Genomic DNA, 26300 nt, shown 5'->3' on the forward strand with positions numbered 1-26300 from the left:
CTTGAGGGAGGACAATGGAAAAGTACTGCCTAACTCAATTCCTACGCCAGCATTATCTGGTTCAGGTTTACGGGTCCCAAGTTGACACTTGATCTCAGCCGCCATTCATGATTTGAATGTTTAGCTCCCCGATGAGTGAGCAGAATTGTAATTGTATTTTAACCAATAAGCTACAAAGTTCGCCTTAATGGCGCTGATCGTAGCCCCATCTTGGTACTAACCCCTGCTCGATACCTAGGTGGTCAAGAATACGAGCCACCATGAAATCGACAAGGTCATCGATCGATTTTGGCTGATGATAGAAACCAGGAGCGGCGGGCATGATGGTCACTCCCATAGTCGAGAGTTTGTGCATATTTTCCAAGTGTAGCGTCGAGAATGGCGTCTCTCGAACCACTAACAATAATTGACCGCGCTCTTTCATGACCACATCCGCAGCGCGCTCAATCAAGTTATCTGACATACCGTGAGCAATAGATGCAACACTCCCTGCCGAGCATGGACAAACAACCATTTGCTTGGGTGCAGCAGAGCCTGAAGCAACAGGAGAAAACCAATCGTCTTTACCACACACAACCAAACGCTCAGGGTCACAATTTAGGTGTTTGACCAATGCCGCTTTGGCCGCATCGGGACCTGAAGGCAGTTTGAGATCATGTTCGGTCGCAAGCACCACTCTAGCGGCCGACGATATCAACAGGTACACCTGATAGTCAGCGGCGAGTAGGCACTCTAGTAAGCGCAAACCATATGGGGCACCAGAAGCGCCAGTGAATGCGAGGGTAATCGCTTTACTCTGTTTGGTCATGATCTCTTGTACTTCTTAAATCGATTAGAACGCGTGTATTTAACCTTTGGCCGCCAAACCATCAAGTAATTTCTGATGAATACCACCAAAACCACCATTGCTCATCACCAAAATTTGGTCACCAGGTTGTGCTTGCTCAACAATGCTCGTGACTAAGGCATCTAGGTCGTCACTGACAACAGCGGGCTGATGACAAGCGTCTGCGACATCTTTAACCGACCAATCAATGTTGTCTGGTTGGAATAAGAAAGTGCTGTCTGCTTTCTTCAATGAATCGGCAAGGGTTTCTTTGTGCACACCTCGTTTCATCGTAGCAGAGCGAGGCTCTAACACGGCGATAATTTTGTTGTTGCCGACCTTATTACGTAAGCCACCCAAAGTTAGTTCAATTGCAGTTGGGTGATGCGCAAAATCGTCGTACACCGTTACCCCAGCAACTTCCCCTTTTAGCTCTAAACGACGCTTGGTATTGATAAATTTCGCCAAAGACTCACATGCCAGATCGGGAGTCACGCCAACATGTCTTGCAGCAGCGATCGCCATCAAGGCATTATTGACGTTATGATCACCCACCAGCGGCCAATCAACCTTTCCGACACACTCACCTTGGAAGAACACGTTGAACTGCGAGCCATCTTTGACTAGCTTTTCCGCACGCCAATCCGCCTCTTCCCCAGCAAATTCCGTTTCACTCCAACAACCGCGAGACAATACATCCTCAAGAGCACGGTCTTGTTGAGGAGCGAAAATTCTCCCATTGCCTGGAACAGTACGAATCAGGTGGTGGAACTGGCGCTTAATCGCCTCAAGATCGTCGAAAATATCCGCATGATCAAACTCAAGATTGTTCATCACTAAAGTGCGAGGATGGTAATGAACAAACTTAGAACGCTTATCAAAAAAAGCACTGTCATACTCGTCAGCTTCAACAACAAAGAACATGCTTTCACCTAGGCGAGCAGAGATACCAAAGTTGCCCAACACCCCGCCGACTAAGAAGCCCGGCGCATAACCACAATCCTCTAAGATCCATGCCAGCATGCTAGCCGTAGTCGTTTTACCATGAGTCCCAGACACCGCTAGAACCCAGCGGTCATGCAGCAGGAACTCTTGTAGCCATTGAGGTCCCGAGGTGTATTTAAGGTTGTTATTTAGTACATATTCAACACAAGGATTGCCACGACTCATCGCATTGCCAATCACCACCAGATCAGGTCTTGGCTCTAGTTGGCTCGGGTCAAAACCTTCAATGATTTCGATGCCTTGCGACTCTAATAGTGTACTCATTGGCGGGTAAACATTGGCATCACAACCTGTCACTTTGTGACCTAATTGACGAGCTAACACCGCTGCACCACCCATAAAGGTGCCGCAAATTCCTAAGATATGAATATGCATATATCGCTTCCAAAAAACGGGGCAAAAAGACTGATTTCTTAATCAAGATTATGTGCATTTCTTATCATGAATCGCCCAACAAAAGCGAGCCACAATGCAAAACAAATTTAGTCGACATTCTAAGTGAGATCTGTGTCGCTTACTTCATTACCATTAAAAAGATCTAAAGCTTAGAATTTACGTAAGCGACTAGATGAATAATGCCCACTTAAGAGGCAGCCCAATAGCGCTTGAATCCCCCAATTATTCAGAGAAGTTTAAGGAAATAACATGTCTGAGATGCGCACCCTTGGTGAGTTCATTGTTGAGAAACAAAGTGACTTTCCCCATGCAAGTGGTGATCTATCATCCCTTTTATCGTCGATCCGTCTTGCTGCGAAAATCGTTAACCGAGAAATCAATAAAGCGGGTCTTGTCGACATTACTGGTGCTGTCGGCACCGACAACGTACAAGGTGAAGCACAACAGAAGCTTGATCTTTACGCGAATGACAAATTCAAAGCAGCTCTGGAAGCTCGTGACCAAGTATGTGGTGTAGCGAGTGAAGAGGAAGACGAAGCGGTAGCATTCAACAAAGAGTTGAACAAAAACGCTAAGTACGTGGTGCTAATGGACCCACTAGATGGTTCATCAAACATCGATGTGAACGTGTCTGTGGGTACGATCTTCTCTATCTACCGTCGTGTATCACCTATTGGTACGCCACCAACCCAAGAAGACTTCCTACAGCCTGGTAACAAGCAGGTTGCAGCGGGCTACGTAATCTACGGCTCTTCAACTATGCTGGTTTACACAACCGGTAATGGCGTGAACGGCTTTACTTACGACCCATCGCTAGGTACTTTCTGTCTTTCTCACGAAAACATGATGATCCCAGATGAAGGTAAGATCTACTCAATCAATGAAGGTAACTACATTCGTTTCCCAACGGGTGTGAAAAAGTACATTAAGTACTGCCAAGAGAATGAGCCTAGTGACAACCGTCCATACACTTCACGTTACATTGGTTCTCTGGTATCAGACTTCCACCGTAACCTGCTAAAAGGCGGTATCTACCTGTACCCGAGCACGCAAAGTCACCCGAACGGTAAACTGCGTCTTCTATATGAGTGCAACCCAATTGCCTTCATCATGGAGCAAGCAGGCGGCGTAGCTTCTGATGGTGTTCAGCGTATTATGGACATCAAGCCAACTGAACTACATCAGCGTGTACCATTCTTTGTTGGTTCAAAGAACATGGTAAACAAAGTAGAAGAGTTTCTTGAGCTAAACCGAGATGAAGCTTAAAGCTTAGTTTTCTCAGAGACTAAAAAGCCAGTACTCGCGTACTGGCTTTGTTGTATATAGACTTTGGCAAGGTCTAGCGAAGATCAATCTTCGACTGCGCACCACCTTCAAACTTAATACGGAACCACTTGTCGATATCATCACAAATACCATGGTACTGCTCACCCTTACGCCCCAATGATCTTGGGTTCTGAGAGCAATACTCTATTCGACCAGCCTCGTATCCCTTGTCATATGCAGCATAAAGTTCAGAATCAATTGGGGATGCTGCTGACTTAGATAACGTCGCTTCATCTTTTTTTGTGAATCCCTTCATCGCAGTTTGCTCACCAAACAGCTGCCAATCATCGACATTCGATGTAGATGGTGGAGATTGCGCACAACCGAAAAGCACGATAGAAAACACCAATACTAGATATTTCATAATTTCCTCCTACTAGAAAGACTCATTGAGACTCTAACTACTACGTCGGAACTATACTCCTGGCTCATACTTCAAACGCTTATTCTCGTTTACACCAGTCACCAGAAAGAATCTCTCGTTGCTCAGTTAAATCAAACTGATACAAATAAACCCACGCTAATCCAAATATAGTCTCAATTTGTTCACGACGGTACTCAATAGGTACATCTTCGAGCCGATCGAGCGAAGCCAAAACATCGTCGTTGACTATATAGACCTCCCCAACCACTTTTTTCTTTCCGAAAATCATGCCTGGATATCGACCTAAATCGTAAAGTGCAAATTGAGGCGGGGTTATCCAATCACCTAACTTCTTACTCTGCTTTAAAAAATGATGGTTATGTTGCCCTTTTCTCAGAGTCCCATACACAAACACCAGGTGTGACATCGCTAATCCCACTCCATCAAACAATTACTCAAACTCGAATTGATAGAGCAGGTCTACCGCGCTGTCTACACCAGAAACCGCTTCTACGTACAAGTCCTGCATCAAACGATAACGCACTGTGAATTCCCCCAGAGAATCGAAGATACCAACACCGTATTTCACTTGTAAGCCTGGAAGAATGTAGCCGCTTACCGTGACTTGTGAGTCTTCGCCTGAGCCTGCGGTATCAAGTTGAAGGTCTTGAACACCAAAGGCCTCACCAATCTCTCCCACCACTTTACCGCTTTTAGCTAAACTCAGGCCGATTAAGGTCGTAGTCATCGAGCCACTGCCCGCTTCACCATCGATATCTTGTCCACGAAGTAGATACGACAATGCGTTAGCTTGTGGCATCGAAGGATCGGAGTAAATGTCAATTTTTGGCTCCGTTGCTGGGCCTGTCACTCGAACCCCCGCCGTCACGTCATCTTGTGTATTGTCAGGATTTCGAATCGCATTGATCGCGACATAAGGCTGATCTGGTGGACCATTCATTAAGATCTTACCCTCTTTGATGATCAGATCCTGTCCAAATGATTGATATGTACCATCAACGATGTTGACCTCACCGGTAATAAACGGTCCCTGGTCTCGTTGCGCGACATTCAGCTTACCCACTAGGTCACCCTCTAGACCAAATGCAGACAATTTAAAGTCATCACCAATCGAGATATTAATATTGGTTTCTACATTAAACGGAACTTTAGTTTCGCCTTCAGGTTGCAGATCTTTATTGAGAATCACCTGATCAGAAGAGACACCAACGGCACTCGGTGGTAGCTCTTCAACAACAATACGTCCCCAAGGCAGTGAAATATCACCCGTGATACGCGCAAGCTTTGGAGAGATATCTATCGTCATATCAGGCACAACTTTCACTTTGACCATTGGCGGTACATCGACCATCAAGTCATCGGCAAACACTCGCACCTGAGTGCTCCATGCTTCAAGATCTTGCCATTGCCCTTTACCTTCAACGTCCAATTGACCATCAGGGGTAACAATCGCAGCATCGAGATTGGCACTGTATCCATCGAAGTCGAGTCCAATACGACCGTCTTTGATATCCACAGGCGTGATATCTCCCTTAACTTGCATGTCATCTACCATAAATGAGCCGAAGACTTGCGGGTGCATCAGCGAGCCTTTTACCTTGAGGTCACTCGACAAGTGGGCTTGCAACAAGCTGTATTCACCTAACAGTGGTGCAAGAAAATCCAGATGGAACGTACTGAGCTGCAGCGCCGCCTCAACTTGCTTGTCTTCAACAACTACATCAGGAAGAACCAAAGAGCCAGTCAGGTCTCCGTTATCAGTTACGTCAAGTAGCCAATCTGCCTCAAGTCGATTGTCTTTTAGCTTGGCGTTTACTTTAATGCTCTCCCAACCTAATGTGATCGACTCTCCCGCATCTTGAATGACTTGCCCTTTCGGCAGTTCAATTTGAGCACTAACTTCAGGTGCCAGTTTCTCATCCCATTTAGCCTCAGCTTGCACATTAACTGAGCCTGTTAGCTGTGTTGCCTTAGGGATAAACTGTTTAACCTGTTCAAAGTCAAAATCAGTAATCGCAAGCTTGGCCGTACCAGATTTACCCGCTCGAATATCTTCGGTCAGACAGACACTTGAATCAGCTTGCAACCAACAGTGTGCAGCAACATCCGCAAACTGCTTATCGATATCCGCAGTGATAGCCACGGGCTTCTCAAGTCGCCATGGCCCCTGCTCCGTTGAAAGCGTCACGCGCTCAAGTGCACCTTTCCAAACCATTGATGGCTTCTGAACCAATTCGCCTGAGATAGCGAGGCTGGTTGATACGATGTCGGAAACAACATCCAGAGTGAGCTTGTGACTCTTCTCACCACCATCCACTTTTAACTCAACACTTTCCACCTTCTGTTCTTGGTAGCTGATGCCATTCGCTTTAAGCACAATATCTGCTTGAGGTGCTGGCAACGGCGTTACAGAGCCATTCAGAGCTAAACTGTCCAGTGTTGCTTCGTCTTTCCATTTAACGCTATTAATGTTCAGGCCTAAATCGACATTTGGCTCTTTCATAGGCCCTGATAGCGCGATATCACCAACCAACGTACCTCTCAAATCAGGAACACTTTTCACCAGCTCTGGAAAATCAATAGCAACATCCATATCCCATTGCTTATCCAGCTTACCAACCACATTAATCGCGTTGACACCGTGCGATAGGCGCAGCCCTGAAGTTTCAACACTCGGTTCTCCGGAGGCTGTTTTATCTGACGCAGAGAGCTGACCTTTAATGTTGAGTGGGTACTCTCTTAAGATGCCATCGATATCTAAAGTTGGTAGTTCCACTTGCCAACCACCAACCTCAGTTAAGCTGCCAGATGTCTTGAGGTTGCCACTGATATCCCCTTCAGCCTCTGGCCATTGCAATCCAGGTTGAATATGCTGCAAACCAATGTCAGCCTGCCAGTTCACTAGCTCTTTCCAGTTGGCCTTAACTGCACCAGTGACATGCCCGCCCAATGTCGCAATATCAAGGCGCTGTAAGTCAATATGCTCAGTGCTACCTGCACCTTCAACATCAAGACTGATATCTGGGATATCTTTACCCTTGGCGTTAGCATCTAGGTTTAGCTGAAAACCTTCCAATGAACCGTTGGTTTTTAACTGTTTAATGGCAACCTGATAGTCACTATTGCCCTTCAATGGCCATTGCGCTTTGCCGTCATTCAATTCGAGGTCAAAAGGCAGTGTTGGCTCTAAAGGTTTAAGTTCGCCAGATAGCTTAGCTTCAATCAACTCTGATAACGTGGCATCCAGCGTTAGCTCTTCCACACTGCCTTTCGCTGATAATTGAAGCTTCTGCCCTGCCACGTCGGTCTCTTTAACTAGGGCTGAGAGGTCAAGTTCAAGAGGGTACCCTCCTTTCAGCTGCACCTTTGCTTCAAGGTCTGCCTCAGCCTGTGGCATATCCAGCTCAAGTGCTTGTACATCGACATCATGCTCACCCACTTTCGCTTCAAGTCCTAGGTGATTTACGATGATTGGCGTCTCTTGTTCAAGTTTAAAGCGATTCAAATCAAAGCGTTCAAGAGCGACCGTCAACGGAATCCATACTTCTGGTAAAACAATCGCTTCAGCTTCCTTAGCCGTTTCCGGTTTTGCATCCTCTTCAACCGAAGGCTCTGTTTCAGCGAGCTTAACGGTAAGGTCATCGAATACGGTAGGGGAGATAGTTAACACGTCCCCCTTCATATTCATCGCGGTTGAAAAACGTTGCCAATCAATCTTGTTTCCCAGAATATCGAGAGAGATATCGTCAAAATTCACACGATTAAGAGTGATAGGTAATGGCGTCGAGATAGAGGTTAACGGTGCTGTTGGTTCTGCTTCTTCCTCTGCAGGCGGTGGAAGTTCAGTAAAGGCGAAATCGAGCCCTTGTAGAGTCAGCTCATCAACACAAACTTGAGGGTCCAACAGACATCTTGGATTGATCGCCAACTCAATCTTGTCGAGCTGAGTGTTGATGTGCAGGCTTTCATCGACAAATTGAACGTTGTGAAGGCTAAAACGAGGGAAAAGCGCCCCTTTAGTACTCTCAACTTTGAGTTGTGGTAAAGCCTTTTCGGCTCCCCAAAGTACGGCATTTAAACCCGGGTTGGTGAATAGAGCGAGACCAACTAAGGTCAGAACTAGCAGCAAAATAGAGACGATAGAGATCGAAGTCCATTTGAAAATTTTGCCAATCACTTTAATCATAACTCAGGCCCTAAAGTGAAGTGTATTTGGAATTCATCACCCGGATCGGCATCCAAGCCCCAAGCAAAGTCGAGACTCACAGGCCCTACCGGAGATGCCCAACGAATACCAACACCGGTACCCGCTTTTAAATCAGGCGTATCATTAAAGGCGTCACCAATGTCATAAAACATCGCCCCCCACCAGTTGCCATAAAGGCGATATTGGTACTCAAAACTCGCTGTGGTCATAAACTTCGCACCAGTTAGAGCGTTGCTCTCATCTACGGGGGAGATAGACTCATAGCCGTAACCACGAAGGCTATTATCACCACCCACAAAGAATCGCAGAGATGGAGATAGCTTTTCAAATTCATCCGCAAAGTTAGCACCATATTCTAAGCGCGTTAGACCGCGATGGTTTTCGCCAAGGCTACGAATCCAAGCCGTCCTGCCCTGAAAACGAATCACCTTAGTTTCAGAAAGCAGCGAATCATCCCCTGCTTCCAGCATAATGGTTTGCTTATCACCCCACATCGGCATCGCACCACCGCGAGTACGCGTACGAGAAAAAGAGATACCCGGCAGTACAAACTGCGCGACATCATCTTGAAGGCCCTGTTCATAGTTCTCTAATAAATAACGAACGAATACAGTGCGCTGCCAACCGTTATCTAAACGCCAAAAACGCTCAAGTTTCAGGTTGGACTCCAGGCTCTTGGTATCTCGATTGTCAACATTCTTCATACCGTAAGTAACTTGATAGTAGTCATTGAGTACGTCATCAAGCGGTATTCTGTAGCTGGCAGTAATGGTCTGCTCTGGCTTCGAGATAGAGAGGCTGCTATTGAAGCTGTGACCGCTGCTATTTACCCACGGTTTTTTCCACTTCAGGCTGCCTTTAACCCCTAGGTCGGTAGAGACACCTATACCGGTTTCGAGCTGATTTCGAGCCTGAGGCGCTAAGCTCACCTTCATTGGTATTTCACGACCGTTACCCAATTCGGCAAGGTCGGGTTCAACAAACACGGAAGAGAACCAATCGGTATTAGATAAGTTCTGATTGTATTCACCGACCTTGGCGATCTCATAAGGCTGACCTTGCTCAAACGGCTTCAATGACTGAACCTTATCCTCTTCAATCTGACTGCCTGTTACGGTCGTTTCACCAAAGTGATAACGAATACCGCTGTCATAATGTAAACGAACATAAGCGCGGTTAAGTTCAGGGGCAACCTCAAGACGACTCAGTTCGTAATTGCCATCAAAGTAACCCTTGGCTAACCCTAGGTTGCGCATTGATGATTTAAGCGAGTCGTAGTGGCTATGATTCAACACCTTGCCTTTTTGAAGGTTACTTTTTGCAACTAATGCTAAGAAGTCAGGATCGTTTTCCGCTTCTCCGGAGATAACGATATCAGAGGTGTAGATAACAACAGGCTCACCAGGCTTAACGTTCACTAAGAGTTCGCTGTCATCTTCAGAAGGCGTAAAGGTGATTTCAGGGTGGTAATAACCCAAAGCATTTACTGCTTCTTTGATCATTGATTCTAAACGAGACTGAAAACGCAAAGATACAGAATACTCTTCTTCCGGGATAGCGCTCAGGTAGGCATCGACATTATCTTCAAGCGCCCCATCCAGTCCCTCAATTTCAAGAGAGACATCGGCAAAGGCAAAGCTTGAGGAGAGCAAGGTGCCAATCAGAACTGGTAAAGTTTTTCTTATCATGATTAATTGGGAGAAGTTATCAATACGTTAAGAATCAAAGGGAGATCATACCGCTAATTCAATAGCGCGTCTGTAATAATTCAAGCAATAAAACGGTCTAATTTAAAGAGTTACTCGTATATTTAAAGACAGTTAACGCGTATAGATACCTCTAAAAGGAACATAGCAATGCTCAATAAACAACAAATGGTTTCTGAAGAAACAGCCTTGCCTGGGAACTCATACCCGATCACAGTCTCAGAACCACATTTCGTGAATCAAAGTGATCTGCTTGCTCCACCCACTTCAGGGCAACAAGAGATACTGCTTGGCCTTGGATGTTTTTGGGGGGCTGAGCGCTTGTTTTGGCAACTTGAAGGGGTCGTTTCAACCTCTGTAGGGTATGCTGGCGGCTTCACTCATAACCCGACATACCAACAAGTATGTACAGGTCAAACAGGTCATACGGAAGTCGTGCGTGTGGTCTTTGACCCAAGTATCTTACCTCTTGAAGCACTGCTTAAAACTTTCTGGGAAAGTCATGACCCAACCCAAGGCATGCGTCAAGGAAATGATCTCGGCACTCAATACCGCTCTGCGATCTACACCTTTAGCAACGAACAGCAATCCATTGCTGAATCTTCAAAGCAGAGCTATCAACAAGCGATGCAAGCTGCGCGAGGTTCAGAGATCACAACGGAGGTACTGCCAGCTGGTGAGTACTTCTATGCCGAAGATTACCACCAACAATATCTTGCTAAAAATCCAAACGGTTATTGCGGATTGGGCGGAACTGGGGTCTGCTTCCCACCTCAGTAAATAAATCATTAACCGATACAAACAAAAAAGGGCTTTGATACATCAAGCCCTTTCATTCCAACCATTGAAATCAATGTGTACTACATCGACATGCAAGCGATGGTGCCATTCACTTCTTTAAATACATTAAGCTTTTTTTGATCCGTCACTTCAGGAAGAAGGACTTTTCCTTGGTCGAATCTGAATTCACCGATACCTTCGATGCTGAATTGACCTTTGAACAGGACTTTAACGAAACGCGCCACTTGACGAGGGCGGTAAGTAGAAAACTCACGTAGCATAGACAACCTCAATTCCTTTGAGTACAACAGTTTGTGATCAGCTCTTCACTTTTGAGCAAAGCACAAATAACAGCCATTTCCGTTGGCTGACAGCAAGAAAACCTGTCGATTCCCTTGATATAGTTGCATTATACCCTTTAGTAACAACTCCGCAACACCTTTCAACGACGTACGATAAAAAAGTAAGCGAGGCATTTTATTTATTTCATATTATACTTCGAGGGCAAACCAACAAGCGGAACAAAAATATAATGAAAAACAAAACTCTACTGGCTTTATTAGCCGCAGCCTCTCCAATCTTCGCCAATGCTCACAACCTATCAGTCGGCGAAACCCTACCACCAGTTAGCGTCACTGCTCACGGTGAAATCACTCTAAATGACGGTTCAACAGGCTATCAAGCTTGGGCAACCACAGACATGTTGGGTAAAGTTCGCGTTGTTCAAGCGATTGCCGGACGCAGCAGCTCTAAAGAGCTCAACGCACCTCTAATGGCAGCAATTACCGCGTCTAAATTCCCAGAAGATGCATACCAAACCACGACCATCATCAACCAAGATGATGCGATTTGGGGTACTGGATCTTTTGTAAAATCTTCAGCTGAGAGCAGCAAGGAAGAGTTTCCTTGGTCTTCAATGGTACTGGATGAAGAAGGTACCGCGGCATCGGCCTGGGCTCTAAAAGAAGAGAGCTCTGCAATTATCGTCCAAGACAAACAAGGTAAGGTCCTGTTTGTAAAAGAAGGGGCGTTAAACGAAACCGAAGTCTCTGAAGTTATTCAACTTATTAAAGCAAATCTTTAATAATAATTACTCTCTTTTACGAGATTTCTTGAAAGGACGTTGTTATATTATAACAACGTCCTTTTTCTTTTTTGGTTTAATTCATCATGATCTGGCGAGCCCACTCACTCACAATTAGACGTTCCGTCCTGTGCATGCTCGGGTTAATGATCATGTTGTCGTGGTCCGTGGCGCACCACATCGTAGATGCCGATCCGGAACATCACGCTCATCATCAATGTGAACTGTTTTCAGCCAGTCAGTTGGGGTTCGCGCACGATTTACCACAACTTCCTGAATTAAATATCGATTTCATTGTCCTATCCAATGAACCAGCTCGTAAGCTACAAAGACTGTACTTTGCTTATCTCGCCCGTTCACCACCCATGAAGATAACTTAATCATTTAATCTGTTTTTAATTTATCTTTTTATTTAGGAATACCCAATGAAACCTTCTATTTTAGCCGTTGTTATCGGCATGACAGTATCTGCTACAGCTATCGCTGAGGATCACTTTCGCTCTCATGATGCTCACGTTCACGGAGAGGTTGAAGTCAATATCGCTCAAGACGGCCAAGAGCTTTTGGTTGAAGTAACCGCTCCGGGTGCAGACGTTGTTGGTTTTGAGCACGCTCCGCAAACACCAGAGCAAGTGGCGGCACTAGAAAAAGCGACAGCACTACTGAACCAACCGAGCAAGCTATTCGCGTTTGAAGGCGCGGATTGTACGCTAGAGTACAAGTCTGTGACTCATACTTTGGGTGAAGATGATCATGAAGGCCATGACCACGACCATGAAGGTCACGATCACGACAAACACGATCATCATGACCACGAAGGTCACGACCATGATAAACACGATCATCATGACCACGAAGGTCACGACCATGACAAACACGATCATGATGGCCACGAAGGTCACGACCATGACAAGCACGATCATGATGACCACAAAGGCCACGACCATGACAAGCACGATCATGATGACCACAAAGGCCACGACCATGACAAACACGATCATCATGACCACGACCATGCTGCAGGTGGACACGGTGAGTTCACAATCGAATACCACTACCAATGTTCAAACGTGGCTAAGCTAGACACAGTTGAAACACAATGGTTCTCTAACTTTGCCAATACAGAGTCTATTACTGTGAACCTATTAACGGATCGCGCGCAGACTCAACAGAAGCTAACGCCAAGCAACACTAGCTTCCGTTTCTAATATTTCATTGATATAGAAACACAACGTACAGCAGCCAAGTGAGCACTCACTTGGCTGCCTTGCTCTCATAGAAACAGAGTCGCTCAAATAGTGATTCATAGAGCAATTCCCTAGAATATCGATTTAAGCAAAACCGCTTAGCGAGTAGGAGCTTATATGTCCTTTGACCAATCATCGCTTGTCGTTAAATTGGAAAACGTCAGTTTCCGTTGGAAGCCTGACCTTCCACCAACGCTCGAAATACCCTCTCTTCATATCCATGCCAAAGAGCATCTTTTTATTAAAGGGCCGAGTGGTTGTGGCAAATCGACACTACTAGGGTTGTTAACGGGGATAAATCAAGCACAACAAGGTGAAGTTTCTATCTTGGGTCAAGACCTTAACCAACTATCGCCACGTCAACGCGACAAGTTTAGAGCCGACCATATAGGCTATATCTTCCAACAATTTAACCTGCTGCCATACCTATCAGTGACGGACAACGTGACCCTACCTTGTCAGTTTTCCAACATCAGAAAACAGAATGTCACCCAAGGTAGCCACGACTTAAAAGCCACGGCCGAAACACTTCTCCAGAGACTAAAGCTGGCTGAAGCCCTAATGAACAAACCGGTCACCGAACTCAGCATAGGTCAACAACAGCGAGTCGCGGCCGCAAGAGCTTTAATGGGCCAGCCACAAATCATTATTGCCGATGAACCAACATCCGCACTCGACCATGACAACAGAGAAGCTTTCATTGAACTGCTGCTTGAGCAGGCTGACCAAGCCAACTCCACGCTGATCTTTGTGAGTCATGACCCAACGCTAGAAAAGCTGTTCACTCGCAGCATCGACCTCACGACCGTTAACCAAGCGAAGGCTATCGTATGAAAGTAATCACTCACTTAGCGCTCAAAAGTGTACTCAACCGTAAGGCCACAGCCATTCTTACGATTCTAACCGTTGCGGTTTCCGTCATTCTTCTGCTTGGTGTAGAACGTGTGCGCACAGAGGCAAAAAGCAGCTTCGCCAATACCATTTCTGGAACCGACCTGATTGTCGGTGGTCGTTCAGGGCAAGTGAACCTACTGCTCTATTCTGTGTTCAGAATCGGCAACGCAACCAATAACATCGACTGGAAAAGCTACCAAGAATTCAGCCAGCATAAAGCAGTAAAATGGGCGATTCCAATCTCTCTGGGTGACTCGCACAAAGGCTTCCGTGTGATGGGCACCAACCACAGCTACTTTGAGCACTATCGCTATGGAAGTAAGCAACCACTTACTCTCCAAGAAGGGCGTGAGTTTAATGAGCTGTTTGATGTGGTGATCGGTGCGGATGTAGCAAAACAACTCGACTATGAGATTGGTGATCAAATCATCCTAGCGCATGGTATTAGTGATGTGGCATTCAGCCGCCACGACAACTTGCCATTTACGATCGTCGGTATCATTGCGCCAACAGGAACACCAGTAGATAAAACGGTGCACGTATCACTCGAGGCTATCGAGGCCATTCACGTTGGTTGGGAATCTGGAGCCAATCTCGGTCATACGCCGGATGCCGAAGCACTGAAAACCTACGACTTCCAGCCAAAACAGATCACAGCAATGATGCTGGGCCTGAACTCAAAGATTCAGACATTCGCACTGCAACGCGAAATCAATACCTACCGACAAGAGCCTTTGAGCGCGATCATGCCAGGCATTGCACTGCATGAATTGTGGGGCATGATGGCAGTTGCTGAGCAAGCACTGCTAGTCGTATCTGGCTTTGTCGTTGTGGCAGGTCTACTCGGGATGCTCAGCAGTCTACTGACTAGCTTACAAGAGCGTCGTAGAGAGATGGCTATCCTACGAGCGATGGGCGCGAGACCAAGACACGTATTCGGTTTATTGATCAGTGAAGCCAGTGCGCTTACTTTCCTTGGTATTACGTTAGGCGTCGGATTGCTCTTTGGTTTAATTGCAGTAGTTGCTCCTATCGTGCAACAAAGTTATGGTATCAACATATCAATATCCGCAATCACCCCACATGAGTGGAAACTCATTATGATGGTTCAAATTGCTGGAATTATCATTGGCTTTATTCCCGCATTCCGCGCGTATCGTCAATCACTTGCTGATGGCATGACCATTCGAATTTAATATAGGAACACATTATGCAGCACAAACTCTTGCTGATCCTTGGGTTGCTTCTGTTTCCGTTTGCGACAACCGCATACGCAGAAGCACCATCAACCGAGGAATCAGTCCTTACTTTGGAATGGATCGACCTAATTCCAGAATCGGAACGCGCTCAGCTCGATCCCTTCGGCATGCCAACCGTCGATCACAGCCAAGAGAACCCTCAGCAATCTAAGCTTGGTGCTATCCGCCCAGAGCTGAATGGAAGCAAAGTAAAAATTCCTGGTTTTGTTATCCCTCTAGAAGGGGATGAGAATATGATCACTGAGTTTCTACTGGTGCCATATTTCGGGGCATGTATTCACGTACCGCCGCCGCCACCTAACCAGATCATCTATGTGAAATTTCCAAAAGGCGCACCGATCCAACAACTGTGGGATGTTATCTATCTAGTGGGAACACTGAAAACAGAGACCATTACGCACGACTTGGCGCAGACTGGCTATCTTATTGAAGGGGTAGCAATCGAAGAATACGACGATATGTAGGGATATCGTTCTAACGAATATGAAGATGGTAGCTCACTTGGGCTGCCATTTTTTATAGGCAACATTTATAAGCTAGGTTCTATAAGCAACTGGTGTTATAACAATTTTCTAACGATGAAATATCGCTAGGTTACGCAATATATTTAGACAGATACGCTAGAATAGCGACATAGCTAACGAGTAATAGCCCAATTGCCAGCTGTTTTTTCAGCTTATTATCATTCACCTGATTCATAACTCCTCCTTGGATTACACAACAAATTTAACATTTTATTATCATCATAAAAAGTAAATTTTGTTTAATCCTTCAACTTTATTCGTAATATTGAAGTTACTCGCCTCTTTCTGAGCCTAAAACGATTTTGACTAGGCGCACCCATCCGAACAAATTTAGTCTCGAAAGATCGACAGCCCCTAGTCACAAGTTCCATAAAGAGTTACATTTTAACCAGTTACATTTCTGTCTTAAGGTTTGTAGGTATCGCTATGTCTGACTCGCAACAGCCCGTGATCATTGAACATGTGAATGACACTGCTCCAAAGCAAGAGAAAAAGCCCCATATTGCCGACAGCGCCAGTCGAATGCTCAATATCGCCCAGAACTTTGGTTTGGATGCACTGCTTAGCCCAGAAAGTAAAACATCTGATAAAGCAGAGAAATCACTGATAGAACGGGCACTGCTGCGAGAGAAAAAGCGCAAAGAGCTGCGTCAGAAGAACCTTGAGCAGATTCTGAAACTGGCACATATGTCCTGCAAAGATGAAGCGGCTGGCGATCCTGATCAAGATTGGCTGTATCGGTTCTTCGATATGGCTCAAGAGATCCACAACAGCTCGATGCAGAGGCTGTGGGCTCAAGTGTTAAAGAGAGAGGTAACTAACCCGGGGTCGACCTCAATGAAGGCGCTGCAAATCCTGCAAGATATGACCCCTAAAGAGGCGTTAACTCTGCAGCGTGCTGCTTCATTAGCGTGTAGCTTTGGCAGTGACAATAGCCGCAAGCTGCTCCTCGGCTTCAAAACCCAGGCAGGCTTATTCAGTTTTGGGAAAAGAACGGGCGCTAGCACCATCAACTTAGGCAGTCATAACCTGCCCTATTCAAGCTTATTGCATCTTATTGAGCTAGGTATTCTGCATGGAACGGAGTTGGAATCGGGAGAGATCGATTTCGATCCAGCACTCAATCTCACCTACCAAGGTAAACAGATGGCAATTACACCGCTCTCAAAAGGAGTGAAGTTGGTCTACTATCGCTTCAGTCCAACGGGTAATGAATTGTGTGTTTTACTCGGAAACAAGCCAAACAGTGCTTACTATGACCAGCTCATTGCTCTGCTCAGTCAGAAGTTTACGGTGCAAGCCGAAGCAAAACCTGGCAGCGTAAATCACACCGTATAAAACAATATAGTCTTATAAAACAACATAACCTTGGCGATAACCAAGGCTATATAGAGTTAGTTGACGATAATTTCGTGTTAATTAGCAATAATCTTGCGGGCTTCTAACGCTTCAATACACTGTTCAACAAGTTCATCCAATGTCTTATCGCCAGCAGGAAGATCGATTTCTGGCGTCTCAGGCGCCTCATACACCGAGCTGATACCAGTGAAATTAGGGATCTCCCCTGCTCGCGCTTTCTTATAAAGCCCTTTAGGGTCACGCTGCTCACACACCTCGATTGGTGTGTTCACGTACACCTCTAAAAACTCACCATCTGGTAGTAGATTTCGTACCAACTCACGCTCCGCTTTATGAGGAGAGATGAAAGCAGAAAGTACGATAAGACCAGCATCGGCCATCAGCTTAGCAAGCTCACCAATACGACGAATGTTCTCACGGCGATCTTGCTCAGAAAAGCCGAGATCGCTACACAATCCATGTCGAACATTATCGCCATCCAGAAGATATGTATGGTAACCCAGTTGCGCCAAGCGTGTTTCTAACGCGCCAGCAACCGTTGATTTACCTGAACCCGATAACCCCGTAAACCACAATACCGCTGGTTTTTGTGACTTGAGTTGAGAGCGAAAGGCTTTATCAACAGAATGCTCATGCCACACGATATTTTCGTCTTTCGGTTTCACTGCAGTGGTCATAATTAGTCCTTTAAATAAACAGCATTAAAATGGGAAAAAGTAAGGGATTAGCGTGAGTACAAGCCCCGAGTAAACAATAGAAATCGGAATACCGATACGTAGATAATCTGTCAGGTGGTAGTTGCCCACGCTATACACTAATAAATTGGTTTGATAGCCATAAGGGGAGATGAAACTCGCACTCGCTCCAAACAGAACCGCCATAATAAATGGCATAGGATCAACACCATAGCCAACTGCCATGCTGTAGCCGATAGGAAAAGAGAGTGCAGCCGCGGCATTGTTTGTCACTAGCTCAGTCAAAACTAAGGTCATCAAATAGGTCGCTACCAGCGCGCCAAACACACCCCAACCATTAAAAGCTTCAATAAACATCAGCCCCATCTGCTCTGACAAACCTGATGAGATCATCAATTGTGCAATCGACAATGCTGAACCAACGATCACCACAATATCAACTGGGAAACGACGTCTTAGCTCGTTCAGCTGTACCACTCCAAACGCAACCAACAGTAATAGAAAACCTGCTAACCCTTTGATGATCGGCAGCATGTTGGCCAACGCTAAGCCAATTACAGCGGCAAATCCGAGTAAAACCAAGGCTGATTTATCCGCATCCAGTTTAGCGCTCGAGTCCAAATCATTCATCAACACAAACTCTTTACTGTGTTGCTGACGCTGCTCTTCAAAGCGTTTGCCCGGTACTAGCACTAACGTATCACCCGCCGTTAACGTGATGTTTCCCAACCCACCTTCAAGGCGTTCATGGCCACGGCGAATCGCTACTACTACCGCGTCAAAACGGTCTCTAAACTGGCTGGTTTTCAATGTCTTATTGCACACACTCGCCGATGAACTTACCACTACTTCAACAAAGTTCTGACCATTAAGGTGATGTTGTCCAAACAGTGTTAGTCCTTGGATCTCTTGCAGAGTTGCAACACTCTCGACATCGCCACAAAACAAAAGGCGATCGCGTGCTTGTAGCACGAAGTCTGGGTCAATTGAAGCCGTTGTCTTACCATCACGAATCACTTCCGCAAGAAACAGCTTACGAAGTGCTCTAAGGTTATTTTCACTTACGCTACGTCCCACCAGCGGTGAACCGGGTTCAACGCGAGCCTCCAAGAAATAAGGCAATTCATCTTGTGAACCATCATCGTAACTAGGTAGGAAGTAACTCAGTGGGATCAAGATCAACACACCACCGACCAGTACCGCCAAACCGATCAACGTCGGCGTAAAGAAGTTCAAACTCGGTAAGCCTGCATCTTCAACAAAACTGTTGATGATCAAGTTGGTTGAGGTGCCGATCAATGTCAGGGTTCCACCCAAAATCGCAGCGTACGATAGTGGAATCAGTAACTTAGAAGGAGCATGTTGTTGATTGCGTTTGATCGCACCGATCAACGACACGACAACAGCAGTATTATTGGTAAAAGAAGAAAGTAGCGCTGTGGAAACACCCAACTTTGCCACCACTGTACCAAGCCGACCTTCTGAAATATTTCGGCTTACCCAGCTGATTAAGCGAGTTTTCTCCAACGCACTTGAAGCGAGAATTAGCAACACTAAAGTGAGTAGTGAAGAGTTAGTGAAGTTGCCTGCCAGACTAGATACATCAATCATTCCAGCCATAAACGCAATAAAAGCTGCACCAGCAAAAATAAAGCTCGGCTTAATACGCGTCGTTAGAAGGCAAGTTACGATGCCAAGCAATAGCGCTAATACAAATCCTTGTTGCCACATATACCTGTCCTTGTATGGCGAGAGCCGAAGCTCCCGCCTATTGCTTTACATCGAGACTTAATTATTTAAGTAATTGACTGATATCTTTGGCATCCCAGTGCGGGAAGTGCTTACGAACCAGAGCATTAAACTCGATTTCAAACGCTGAGAAGTCACCGACTTTTTGCTCAACAGAATCTAAACGTTCACGGATTAGACCTGCACCAACAGTGACATTGGTTAGACGGTCAATCACGATAAAGCCACCGGTATCCGCACTATCACGGTATTTATCCAGTGCCACAGTCTCATTCAGTGACCACTCACATAGACCGATACCATTGAGAGGCAGCTCTGATGCTTCATGAGTCGCAAGATTGTTGATGTCATATTGATGACGAACAGCCGTCACTTGGCCAACCGTCTTCTTGCCAGCGATTTTGATATCGTACTCACGACCTGGTTGCAGAGCCTGCTCCGTCATCCATACCACGTCCGCCAGAATGTGATTGGTAGATGCGACTTCTGCATTCTCAAGCACAATCAAATCACCACGACTGATGTCGATTTCGTCTTCAAGCGTCAAAGTCACAGCAAGACCAGCCTGCGCCGACTCTAGGTCGCCATCAAAAGTAACAATGCGTGCCACTTTCGAGGTTTTACCTGAAGGAAGTGCCTTGATTTCATCACCTACTTTTACGCTGCCAGAAGCAATCGTGCCGGCAAAACCGCGAAAATCTAGATTTGGACGATTCACGTATTGAACAGGGAAACGGAACTCGCCTGCTGAGCGTTTCTGGTCGATATCAACGTTCTCAAGCACTTCAAGTAGCGATGGACCTTCAAACCAAGCCAGCTCTTTACTCGCCGCTGCAACGTTGGCACCTTCTAACGCTGAAACCGGTAGGATCTGAATGTTAGTTTCACCCTCTAGGTTTTCCGCAAACTCTAGGTATTCATCGCGAATCTCTTCAAAGCGATCTTGTGAATATTCCACGAGATCCATCTTGTTAACCGCAACCACAAAGTGCTTCAAACCCAGCAAGTTAGAAATGAACGAGTGACGACGAGTTTGATCCAGCACGCCTTTACGCGCATCAATCAAGATCACCGCAAGATCACAAGTCGAGGCACCGGTTGCCATGTTACGCGTGTACTGCTCATGCCCTGGGGTATCCGCAATAATGAACTTACGTTTTTGAGTCGAGAAATAACGGTAAGCTACATCAATGGTGATGCCTTGCTCACGCTCAGCTTGCAGGCCATCAACAAGTAGTGCTAGGTCAGGCTTCTCACCTGTTGTACCTACACGTTGGCTATCGTTATGAACCGCTGCCAATTGATCTTCATATATCTGTTGGGTGTCATGGAGTAAGCGACCGATTAAAGTACTCTTACCGTCATCAACCGAACCACAAGTTAGGAATCTAAGCATCGATTTATGTTGGTGCTGACTTAGGTAACCTTCGATCCCAAGTTCAGCCAATTCAGCTTCTACTGCACTATTCATTTTTCTTTCCTTAGATCCTTAGAAATAACCTTGACGCTTTTTCAGCTCCATTGAACCCGATTGATCGTGGTCGATCGCTCGCCCTTGACGCTCACTGGATGTCGCCACCAGCATCTCTTCAATGATGCCTGTTAATGTATTGGCTTCAGATTCAATTGCCCCTGTCAGTGGGTAGCAACCGAGAGTACGGAAACGCACACTCTTCTCTTCAATCACCTCACCTTCTTGCAACTCCATACGGTCGTCATCAACCATAATCAGCATGCCATCACGCTCAACAACTGGGCGCTTCTCTGAAAGGTAAAGCGGTACAATCTCGATATTTTCTAGGTAGATGTATTGCCAGATATCCAGTTCGGTCCAGTTTGAAAGCGGGAATACACGAATGCTCTCACCTTTGTTTACCTGACCGTTGTAGGTTTTCCATAGCTCTGGACGTTGGTTTTTTGGATCCCATGTATGGTTCTTGTCACGGAAAGAGTAAACACGCTCCTTCGCACGCGACTTCTCTTCGTCACGACGAGCACCACCAAAGGCAGCATCAAAACCGTACTTGTTTAACGCCTGCTTCAAACCCTGAGTCTTCATGATATCGGTATGTTTTGATGAGCCGTGTACAAACGGGCTACAACCCATTGCTAAACCTTCAGGATTCTTGTGAACCAAAAGATCGAAGCCGTACTTCTCAGCAGTGCGATCACGAAACTCAATCATTTCACGGAATTTCCAATCGGTATCCACGTGTAGAAGAGGGAAAGGGATTTTGCCCGGATAAAACGCTTTGCGAGCTAGGTGAAGCATCACAGAAGAGTCTTTACCGATGGAGTACATCATCACTGGGTTATCAAACTCAGCCGCTACTTCACGGATGATATGTATACTCTCCGCTTCAAGCTGTTTTAGGTGGGTTAAACGTTCTTGGTCCATTTCAGTGCTTCCTTTAAGGCTCGTATCACGAGCGATGCAATACTTGGTTCAACCAAGTATGGGAGTTAACTCATTCACCGTGATGTGAATTGGCGTATTGGATAACAACACAAATTCTTTGCGATGCATTTGAGCCCAATGCGCCCTCAATGAAAGCATTATGACGAGCCTCTCATATTACTGGAAATTCTAAAATTTCATTTTTTATTCGAAAAGCTGATAAGGAATAGTTGTAACATTTATTCCTTATAAAAATGAATGAACTACCTTTAATAAACGCTTGTTGTGTATGGTTTGAGCGGTTTGGGATAAGGGTGGCAGAACAGCATAAAGTAATAAGATCCATATCACGAATTAGCACATGTTGTACTCATTGTTTCATCCCACTTTGTTACATTACGCAACAAATTCTTCCCCATCCAATCTTGGAGCTCCATAATGAAAGTTGCAATGAAACCTTTATCGCTAGCGGTACTGACTGGACTAGGTTTTACTCTAGCTGGCTGTACAACCACCCCAGACACAGATGAAGTAATCAAGCTGCGCGTCGTAGAAACGACTGACATTCATACTAACCTAATGGATTACGACTACTACAAAGACAAGCCATCGCAAAAGATCGGTTTGGCGCGTACTGCAACTCTTGTAAAAGAAGCTCAAAGCGAAGTAACAAACAGCATTCTTGTTGATAACGGTGACTTGCTGCAAGGTAGCCCTATGGGTGACTACATGGCAGACAAAGGCATCGTTGCAGGTGAAGTACACCCAGCATACAAAGCAATGAACCAGCTAGATTACGATGCAGCAAACATCGGTAACCACGAATTCAACTACGGTCTTGAGTTCCTAGAAGAGTCAATCAACGACGCTGATTTCCCATACATCAGCGCTAACGTTTACGACGCGGAAACGAAAGAGCACTACTTCACGCCATACATTATCAAAACGCACAAATTTGCAGATACTGCAGGCGTAGAACATGAAGTAAAAGTGGGTTACATCGGTTTTGTTCCACCACAAATCATGACTTGGGATAAAAAGAACCTTGAAGGCAAAGTTATCGCTCGCGACATCCTAGAGACGGCGAATGAACTAGTTCCTCAAATGAAGGCTGAAGGCGCAGAAGTTATCGTTGCGATCCCTCACTCTGGCGTTTCTCAAGACCCATACAAAGCAGGCGAAGAGAACTCAACGCTTTACCTATCTGAAGTAGAAGGCATCGATGCGATTGCATTTGGTCACTCTCACGCAGTATTCCCAGGCAAAGGTTTTGACAACATCCAAGGCGTTGATAACCAAGCGGGCACAATGAACGGTGTTGCTGCGGTTATGCCAGGCCGTTGGGGTAGCCACGTAGGTATTATGGACCTTACGCTGGCACAGAAAGACGGCAAATGGGAAGTAGTAAAAGGTCAATCTGAAGCGCGTCCTATCTACGACAAAGTAGAGAAGAAATCACTGGCTGCAGCTGATGAAGGCATCGTAACTGCACTAGAAAAAGATCACGCGGGTACTCGTGACTTTGTAAACCAACCAATTGGCCAAGCTGATGACGTGATGTACAGCTTCCTATCACTGGTACAAGACGATCCTACGGTTCAAATCGTTAACCTTGCACAGAAAGATTACGTTGAGCGCTTTATTCAAGGCGACCCAGATCTAGACGGTACACCGGTACTTTCTGCAGCAGCACCATTTAAAGCGGGCGGTCGTAAGAATGACCCAGCAAACTTCACTGAAGTAGAAGCTGGTCAACTGACTTTCCGTAACGCAGCAGATCTATACCTATACCCTAACACGCTTGTTGCGATGAAGGTAAAAGGTAAAGAAGTGAAAGAGTGGCTAGAGTGTTCTGCAGGTCAGTTCAACCAAATCGACGCTAACTCTACGGCTCCACAATCATTGATCGAGTGGGATAACTTCCGTACTTACAACTTTGATGTTATCGATGGTGTGAACTACCAAATCGATGTAACACAACCTGCGAAATACGACGCGAACTGTAAAGTGGTTAACCCAGAATCTGAGCGTATCGTAGGCCTGACTTACCAAGGTCAGCCAATCGATATGGAACAAGATTTCTTGATTGCAACCAACAACTACCGTGCATACAGCGCGAAGTTCCCGGGCACAGGTGTTGAGTACATCGCTTTTGATGCACCAGACGAAAACCGTACTGTTCTAGCAAACTACATCTCTCGCGTGAGCAAAGAGCAAGGTAAAGTCAGCCCAACAGCGGACAACAACTGGTCTTTCGCTCCTATCGAAACGAGCAAGAAGCTAGACATCCGTTTTGAAACATCGCCAAGTGAGAAAGCAGCACAGTTCATCAAAGAAAAGGGTCAATACCCAATGAAACGCGTTGCGACTGATGATGTTGGCTTCGGTGTTTACCAAATCGACCTAACTAAATAAGATTATTTCAATAATCTTTAGTTAATGTTTCAAAAGGCTGAATTTAACGATTCAGCCTTTTTTCATATTGGTAAATCGCCCCTGTAAAAGTCTTTATTTTTCTGTACGTTAATCATCAATAGCGTTTAATTTAAAGCAAGTCTCTCAACCCATAAATTCACAATTCCCTACCCCATTTCAACGCCCTAGCGCGCACAGTAAGCACAAAAATCCCACAGCTCACTGCAAGTTTTTATCCACTGCCCGTGTCTATTTCATTTACTACACTCAATGAGTGGTCGATAAGCCATTCATATATAGGATAGATAGGGACATTTGATGGGCACCGTCGAAAGTATTCAAACATGGTTAAATTCAGGAGAAGAGTCGCTGCTATGGCTAATGCTCGGCATTATTGCGCTCTCTTATCTGCTTGAAGATTTAGCGATTGTGTCTGCGGCAGGGTTAGCGACTCAAGGTCTCATCCCACCGCAATATGCTCTACTTGCCATTTTCATCGGTATCGCAACCGGTGACTTAGGGCTTTACTACCTCGGTAAGTCAGGGCGTTACTTTAGAGGTGTTCGTTACAAAGCGCTGACCAATCGATACTTTCGCACACTTAGGACCAAACTACGCCACAACGCATTCAGTAGTCTTTTTATCATCCGCTTTGTTCCAGGGTTGCGCACGGTTGGTTTTACCTTGAGCGGTTTTTTCGTCATCCCTCTTCCTACTTTCTTATTCGCCGTGATTAGTGCGACTGCGCTCTGGACTGGCATTGTCTTCTCGACCATCTACTATTTAGGGACGTCAGCGTGGCTGCAAGCCTCTGAATATCAATGGATCGTTATCCCGTGTGCTATCGCATTGTTGTTTATCAGCAATAGGTTAATGAATAAAACCTACTCTAGAGGATTATTATGAGTTCACCGCAAGATATTCACGTCATTCCAGCACATCAAATCAATGCTGGTATGCCTTTACTCGAAAAAGATACCGTGCGTAGCGTGTCTCCCTATGAGTTTCTCCCTGCTTGGTTTTTCTACACGCCAGTGGTAGCACAGAGCTTGATGCAAGGCTTACGGCATTTTGACTGGGCGCTGCCGCTCATTGCTAATCCAAGCATTAAGCTTAGTGGCATGGTGGGAGAGTCAAAACACGATATCTTGAGCCTTGCTGGATCATCCAGTCAGCGCTGGATCTCGCCTTTTATCACACTGACCAAAACCGATCTCAACACCAAAGTGCAAGCCGAGGATGCTCGTCGTATTTTGCTCCAATCAAGCCTTGATTTCCCCGTCGTTGCTAAGCCAGATCTTGGCTGCCGAGGTGCTGGCGTGAAGCTGATCAACACCCAAGATCAACTCGAAGAATACATATCATCCTTTCCTCAGGGCGCTCGTTTTCTGCTGCAGGAAAAAGCGCCTTATCAAGCTGAAGCTGGGCTTTTTTACGTCCGTTATCCAAACCGTCGTCAAGGTGAGATCATCTCAATCACTCTCAAGTACGCACCTATGGTGACAGGCGATGGCACCTCTACACTCAAGCAGTTAATTGAAAACGATCCAAGAGCCGGACAACTTAGTCACCTATATCTGCCAAGGCATCAAGATAAGTTGGAGCATGTGCTTGCAGAGGGCGAAGAGTTTCAGCTGGCGTTCGCAGGCAGTCATAGCCGTGGGTCTATCTTCCGAGATGGCAATCAATACATCACCAAAGCGCTAACTGAGCGTCTCGATGAGATATTTAACGACTTCGATGGATTCCACTACGGACGATTGGACGTCAAATTCAGAGACATACATAGCTTAATGAAGGGCGAAGATTTTACGATTCTTGAGGTCAACGGCGCGAGCAGTGAAGCAGCACATATCTGGGACCGAAACACCCCACTGAGAGAGATATTTTCTACGCTACTTCAACAATATCGTATTCTTTTTGATATCGGTGCTCAGCAGAAACAGCGAGGCCACAAGCCGCCTTCATTTAAAAGTTTATTTGCGGCGTGGCAAGAAGAGCGACGCTTAGTTCAACAATATCCGACCACCGATTAACTCTATACG

23 protein-coding genes and 1 riboswitch are annotated in these 26300 nt (G+C 45.8%); of the genes, 12 read left to right on the plus strand and 11 right to left on the minus strand.

Going from position 1 to position 26300, the window contains the following annotated elements:
• Positions 1 to 21 precede the first annotated feature (21 nt).
• A riboswitch (TPP riboswitch) is annotated at positions 22 to 141 on the minus strand.
• A gap of 43 nt (positions 142 to 184) precedes the next feature.
• Both VFDL14_RS02400 and mpl read right to left on the minus strand, forming a co-directional pair.
• A complete protein-coding gene (locus VFDL14_RS02400) occupies positions 185 to 808 on the minus strand; it encodes a flavin prenyltransferase UbiX (RefSeq protein ID WP_032553282.1) in 624 nt (207 codons plus the stop codon).
• Between the two features lie 39 nt (positions 809 to 847).
• Positions 848 to 2206: a UDP-N-acetylmuramate:L-alanyl-gamma-D-glutamyl-meso-diaminopimelate ligase gene (gene mpl / locus VFDL14_RS02395; RefSeq protein WP_032553283.1), complete on the minus strand. Its 1359-nt coding sequence runs from the start codon at positions 2204 to 2206 to the stop codon at positions 848 to 850.
• 270 nt (positions 2207 to 2476) lie between these two features.
• On the opposite strand from mpl, the gene fbp reads away from it, so the two are divergent.
• Complete coding sequence (fbp, locus tag VFDL14_RS02390) at positions 2477 to 3493, plus strand: class 1 fructose-bisphosphatase (RefSeq protein WP_032553284.1); 1017 nt, start codon at positions 2477 to 2479, stop codon at positions 3491 to 3493.
• A 73-nt stretch (positions 3494 to 3566) separates the two neighbouring features.
• Here fbp and VFDL14_RS02385 read toward each other — a convergent pair whose 3' ends face one another.
• The 4 genes from VFDL14_RS02385 to VFDL14_RS02370 all read right to left on the minus strand — a co-directional run bounded on the left by VFDL14_RS02385 (position 3567) and on the right by VFDL14_RS02370 (position 9833).
• On the minus strand, positions 3567 to 3917 hold the full coding sequence (locus VFDL14_RS02385; protein WP_032553285.1) for a DUF2799 domain-containing protein: 351 nt from the start codon (positions 3915 to 3917) through the stop codon (positions 3567 to 3569).
• Between the two features lie 79 nt (positions 3918 to 3996).
• Complete coding sequence (locus VFDL14_RS02380; protein ID WP_032553287.1) at positions 3997 to 4344, minus strand: gamma-glutamylcyclotransferase family protein; 348 nt, start codon at positions 4342 to 4344, stop codon at positions 3997 to 3999.
• 24 nt (positions 4345 to 4368) lie between these two features.
• Complete coding sequence (locus VFDL14_RS02375; protein WP_032553289.1) at positions 4369 to 8124, minus strand: translocation/assembly module TamB domain-containing protein; 3756 nt, start codon at positions 8122 to 8124, stop codon at positions 4369 to 4371.
• Entirely contained in the window at positions 8121 to 9833 is a 1713-nt protein-coding gene (locus VFDL14_RS02370) for an autotransporter assembly complex protein TamA (protein ID WP_032553290.1), read from the minus strand. The genes VFDL14_RS02375 and VFDL14_RS02370 overlap by 4 nt, the downstream gene beginning before the upstream one ends.
• A 168-nt stretch (positions 9834 to 10001) precedes the next feature.
• Here VFDL14_RS02370 and msrA point away from each other — a divergent pair, with 168 nt between their 5' ends.
• A complete protein-coding gene (gene msrA, locus VFDL14_RS02365) occupies positions 10002 to 10631 on the plus strand; it encodes a peptide-methionine (S)-S-oxide reductase MsrA (protein ID WP_032553291.1) in 630 nt (209 codons plus the stop codon).
• Positions 10632 to 10711: 80 nt separating this feature from the next.
• Here the strand turns inward: msrA and VFDL14_RS02360 are convergent, their stop codons facing one another.
• Complete coding sequence (locus VFDL14_RS02360; protein WP_032553292.1) at positions 10712 to 10912, minus strand: DUF1107 family protein; 201 nt, start codon at positions 10910 to 10912, stop codon at positions 10712 to 10714.
• A gap of 251 nt (positions 10913 to 11163) precedes the next feature.
• Between VFDL14_RS02360 and VFDL14_RS02355 the strand changes: the two genes are divergently transcribed.
• The 7 genes from VFDL14_RS02355 (at position 11164) to VFDL14_RS02330 (ending at position 16977) form a co-directional block, all read left to right on the plus strand.
• The gene (locus tag VFDL14_RS02355) at positions 11164 to 11715 is read left to right on the plus strand and encodes a YtfJ family protein (protein ID WP_032553293.1); all 552 of its coding nucleotides are present in this window, start codon (positions 11164 to 11166) and stop codon (positions 11713 to 11715) included.
• A gap of 89 nt (positions 11716 to 11804) precedes the next feature.
• Positions 11805 to 12095, plus strand: a complete 291-nt coding sequence (locus VFDL14_RS24165) for a DUF2607 family protein (protein ID WP_419177379.1) — start codon at positions 11805 to 11807, stop codon at positions 12093 to 12095.
• Positions 12096 to 12140: 45 nt separating this feature from the next.
• Positions 12141 to 12923, plus strand: a complete 783-nt coding sequence (gene zrgA / locus VFDL14_RS02350; RefSeq protein ID WP_032553294.1) for a zinc uptake protein ZrgA — start codon at positions 12141 to 12143, stop codon at positions 12921 to 12923.
• Between the two features lie 156 nt (positions 12924 to 13079).
• Entirely contained in the window at positions 13080 to 13796 is a 717-nt protein-coding gene (locus VFDL14_RS02345) for an ABC transporter ATP-binding protein (RefSeq protein ID WP_032553295.1), read from the plus strand.
• On the plus strand, positions 13793 to 15052 hold the full coding sequence (locus VFDL14_RS02340; RefSeq protein ID WP_032553296.1) for an ABC transporter permease: 1260 nt from the start codon (positions 13793 to 13795) through the stop codon (positions 15050 to 15052). The genes VFDL14_RS02345 and VFDL14_RS02340 overlap by 4 nt, the downstream gene beginning before the upstream one ends.
• A gap of 14 nt (positions 15053 to 15066) precedes the next feature.
• Positions 15067 to 15579, plus strand: a complete 513-nt coding sequence (locus VFDL14_RS02335) for a DUF3299 domain-containing protein (protein WP_032553298.1) — start codon at positions 15067 to 15069, stop codon at positions 15577 to 15579.
• A 486-nt stretch (positions 15580 to 16065) separates the two neighbouring features.
• Positions 16066 to 16977: a TIGR03899 family protein gene (locus tag VFDL14_RS02330; protein WP_032553299.1), complete on the plus strand. Its 912-nt coding sequence runs from the start codon at positions 16066 to 16068 to the stop codon at positions 16975 to 16977.
• 77 nt (positions 16978 to 17054) lie between these two features.
• Here VFDL14_RS02330 and cysC read toward each other — a convergent pair whose 3' ends face one another.
• The 4 genes from cysC to cysD all read right to left on the minus strand — a co-directional run bounded on the left by cysC (position 17055) and on the right by cysD (position 21876).
• Complete coding sequence (cysC, locus tag VFDL14_RS02325; RefSeq protein ID WP_032553300.1) at positions 17055 to 17675, minus strand: adenylyl-sulfate kinase; 621 nt, start codon at positions 17673 to 17675, stop codon at positions 17055 to 17057.
• A gap of 24 nt (positions 17676 to 17699) precedes the next feature.
• Positions 17700 to 19424, minus strand: a complete 1725-nt coding sequence (locus VFDL14_RS02320; RefSeq protein WP_032553301.1) for an SLC13 family permease — start codon at positions 19422 to 19424, stop codon at positions 17700 to 17702.
• Between the two features lie 61 nt (positions 19425 to 19485).
• Entirely contained in the window at positions 19486 to 20913 is a 1428-nt protein-coding gene (cysN, locus tag VFDL14_RS02315; RefSeq protein ID WP_032553302.1) for a sulfate adenylyltransferase subunit CysN, read from the minus strand.
• 18 nt (positions 20914 to 20931) lie between these two features.
• Positions 20932 to 21876, minus strand: a complete 945-nt coding sequence (gene cysD / locus VFDL14_RS02310) for a sulfate adenylyltransferase subunit CysD (protein ID WP_225310897.1) — start codon at positions 21874 to 21876, stop codon at positions 20932 to 20934.
• A 402-nt stretch (positions 21877 to 22278) separates the two neighbouring features.
• On the opposite strand from cysD, the gene VFDL14_RS0123520 reads away from it, so the two are divergent.
• From VFDL14_RS0123520 to VFDL14_RS02300, 3 genes are all read left to right on the plus strand, one after another.
• Positions 22279 to 24255 carry a bifunctional 2',3'-cyclic-nucleotide 2'-phosphodiesterase/3'-nucleotidase gene (locus VFDL14_RS0123520; RefSeq protein WP_032553304.1) on the plus strand — a complete coding sequence of 659 codons (1977 nt, stop codon included), beginning with the start codon at positions 22279 to 22281 and terminating at the stop codon, positions 24253 to 24255.
• 318 nt (positions 24256 to 24573) lie between these two features.
• Positions 24574 to 25161, plus strand: coding sequence for a DedA family protein (locus VFDL14_RS02305; protein ID WP_032553305.1), 588 nt, complete (start codon positions 24574 to 24576; stop codon positions 25159 to 25161).
• A complete protein-coding gene (locus tag VFDL14_RS02300; RefSeq protein WP_032553306.1) occupies positions 25158 to 26291 on the plus strand; it encodes an ATP-grasp domain-containing protein in 1134 nt (377 codons plus the stop codon). The genes VFDL14_RS02305 and VFDL14_RS02300 overlap by 4 nt, the downstream gene beginning before the upstream one ends.
• Positions 26292 to 26300 lie beyond the last annotated feature (9 nt).

It is taken from the genome of Vibrio fortis (assembly GCF_000695685.1).
Taxonomy (GTDB): Bacteria; Pseudomonadota; Gammaproteobacteria; order Enterobacterales; family Vibrionaceae; genus Vibrio; species Vibrio fortis_A.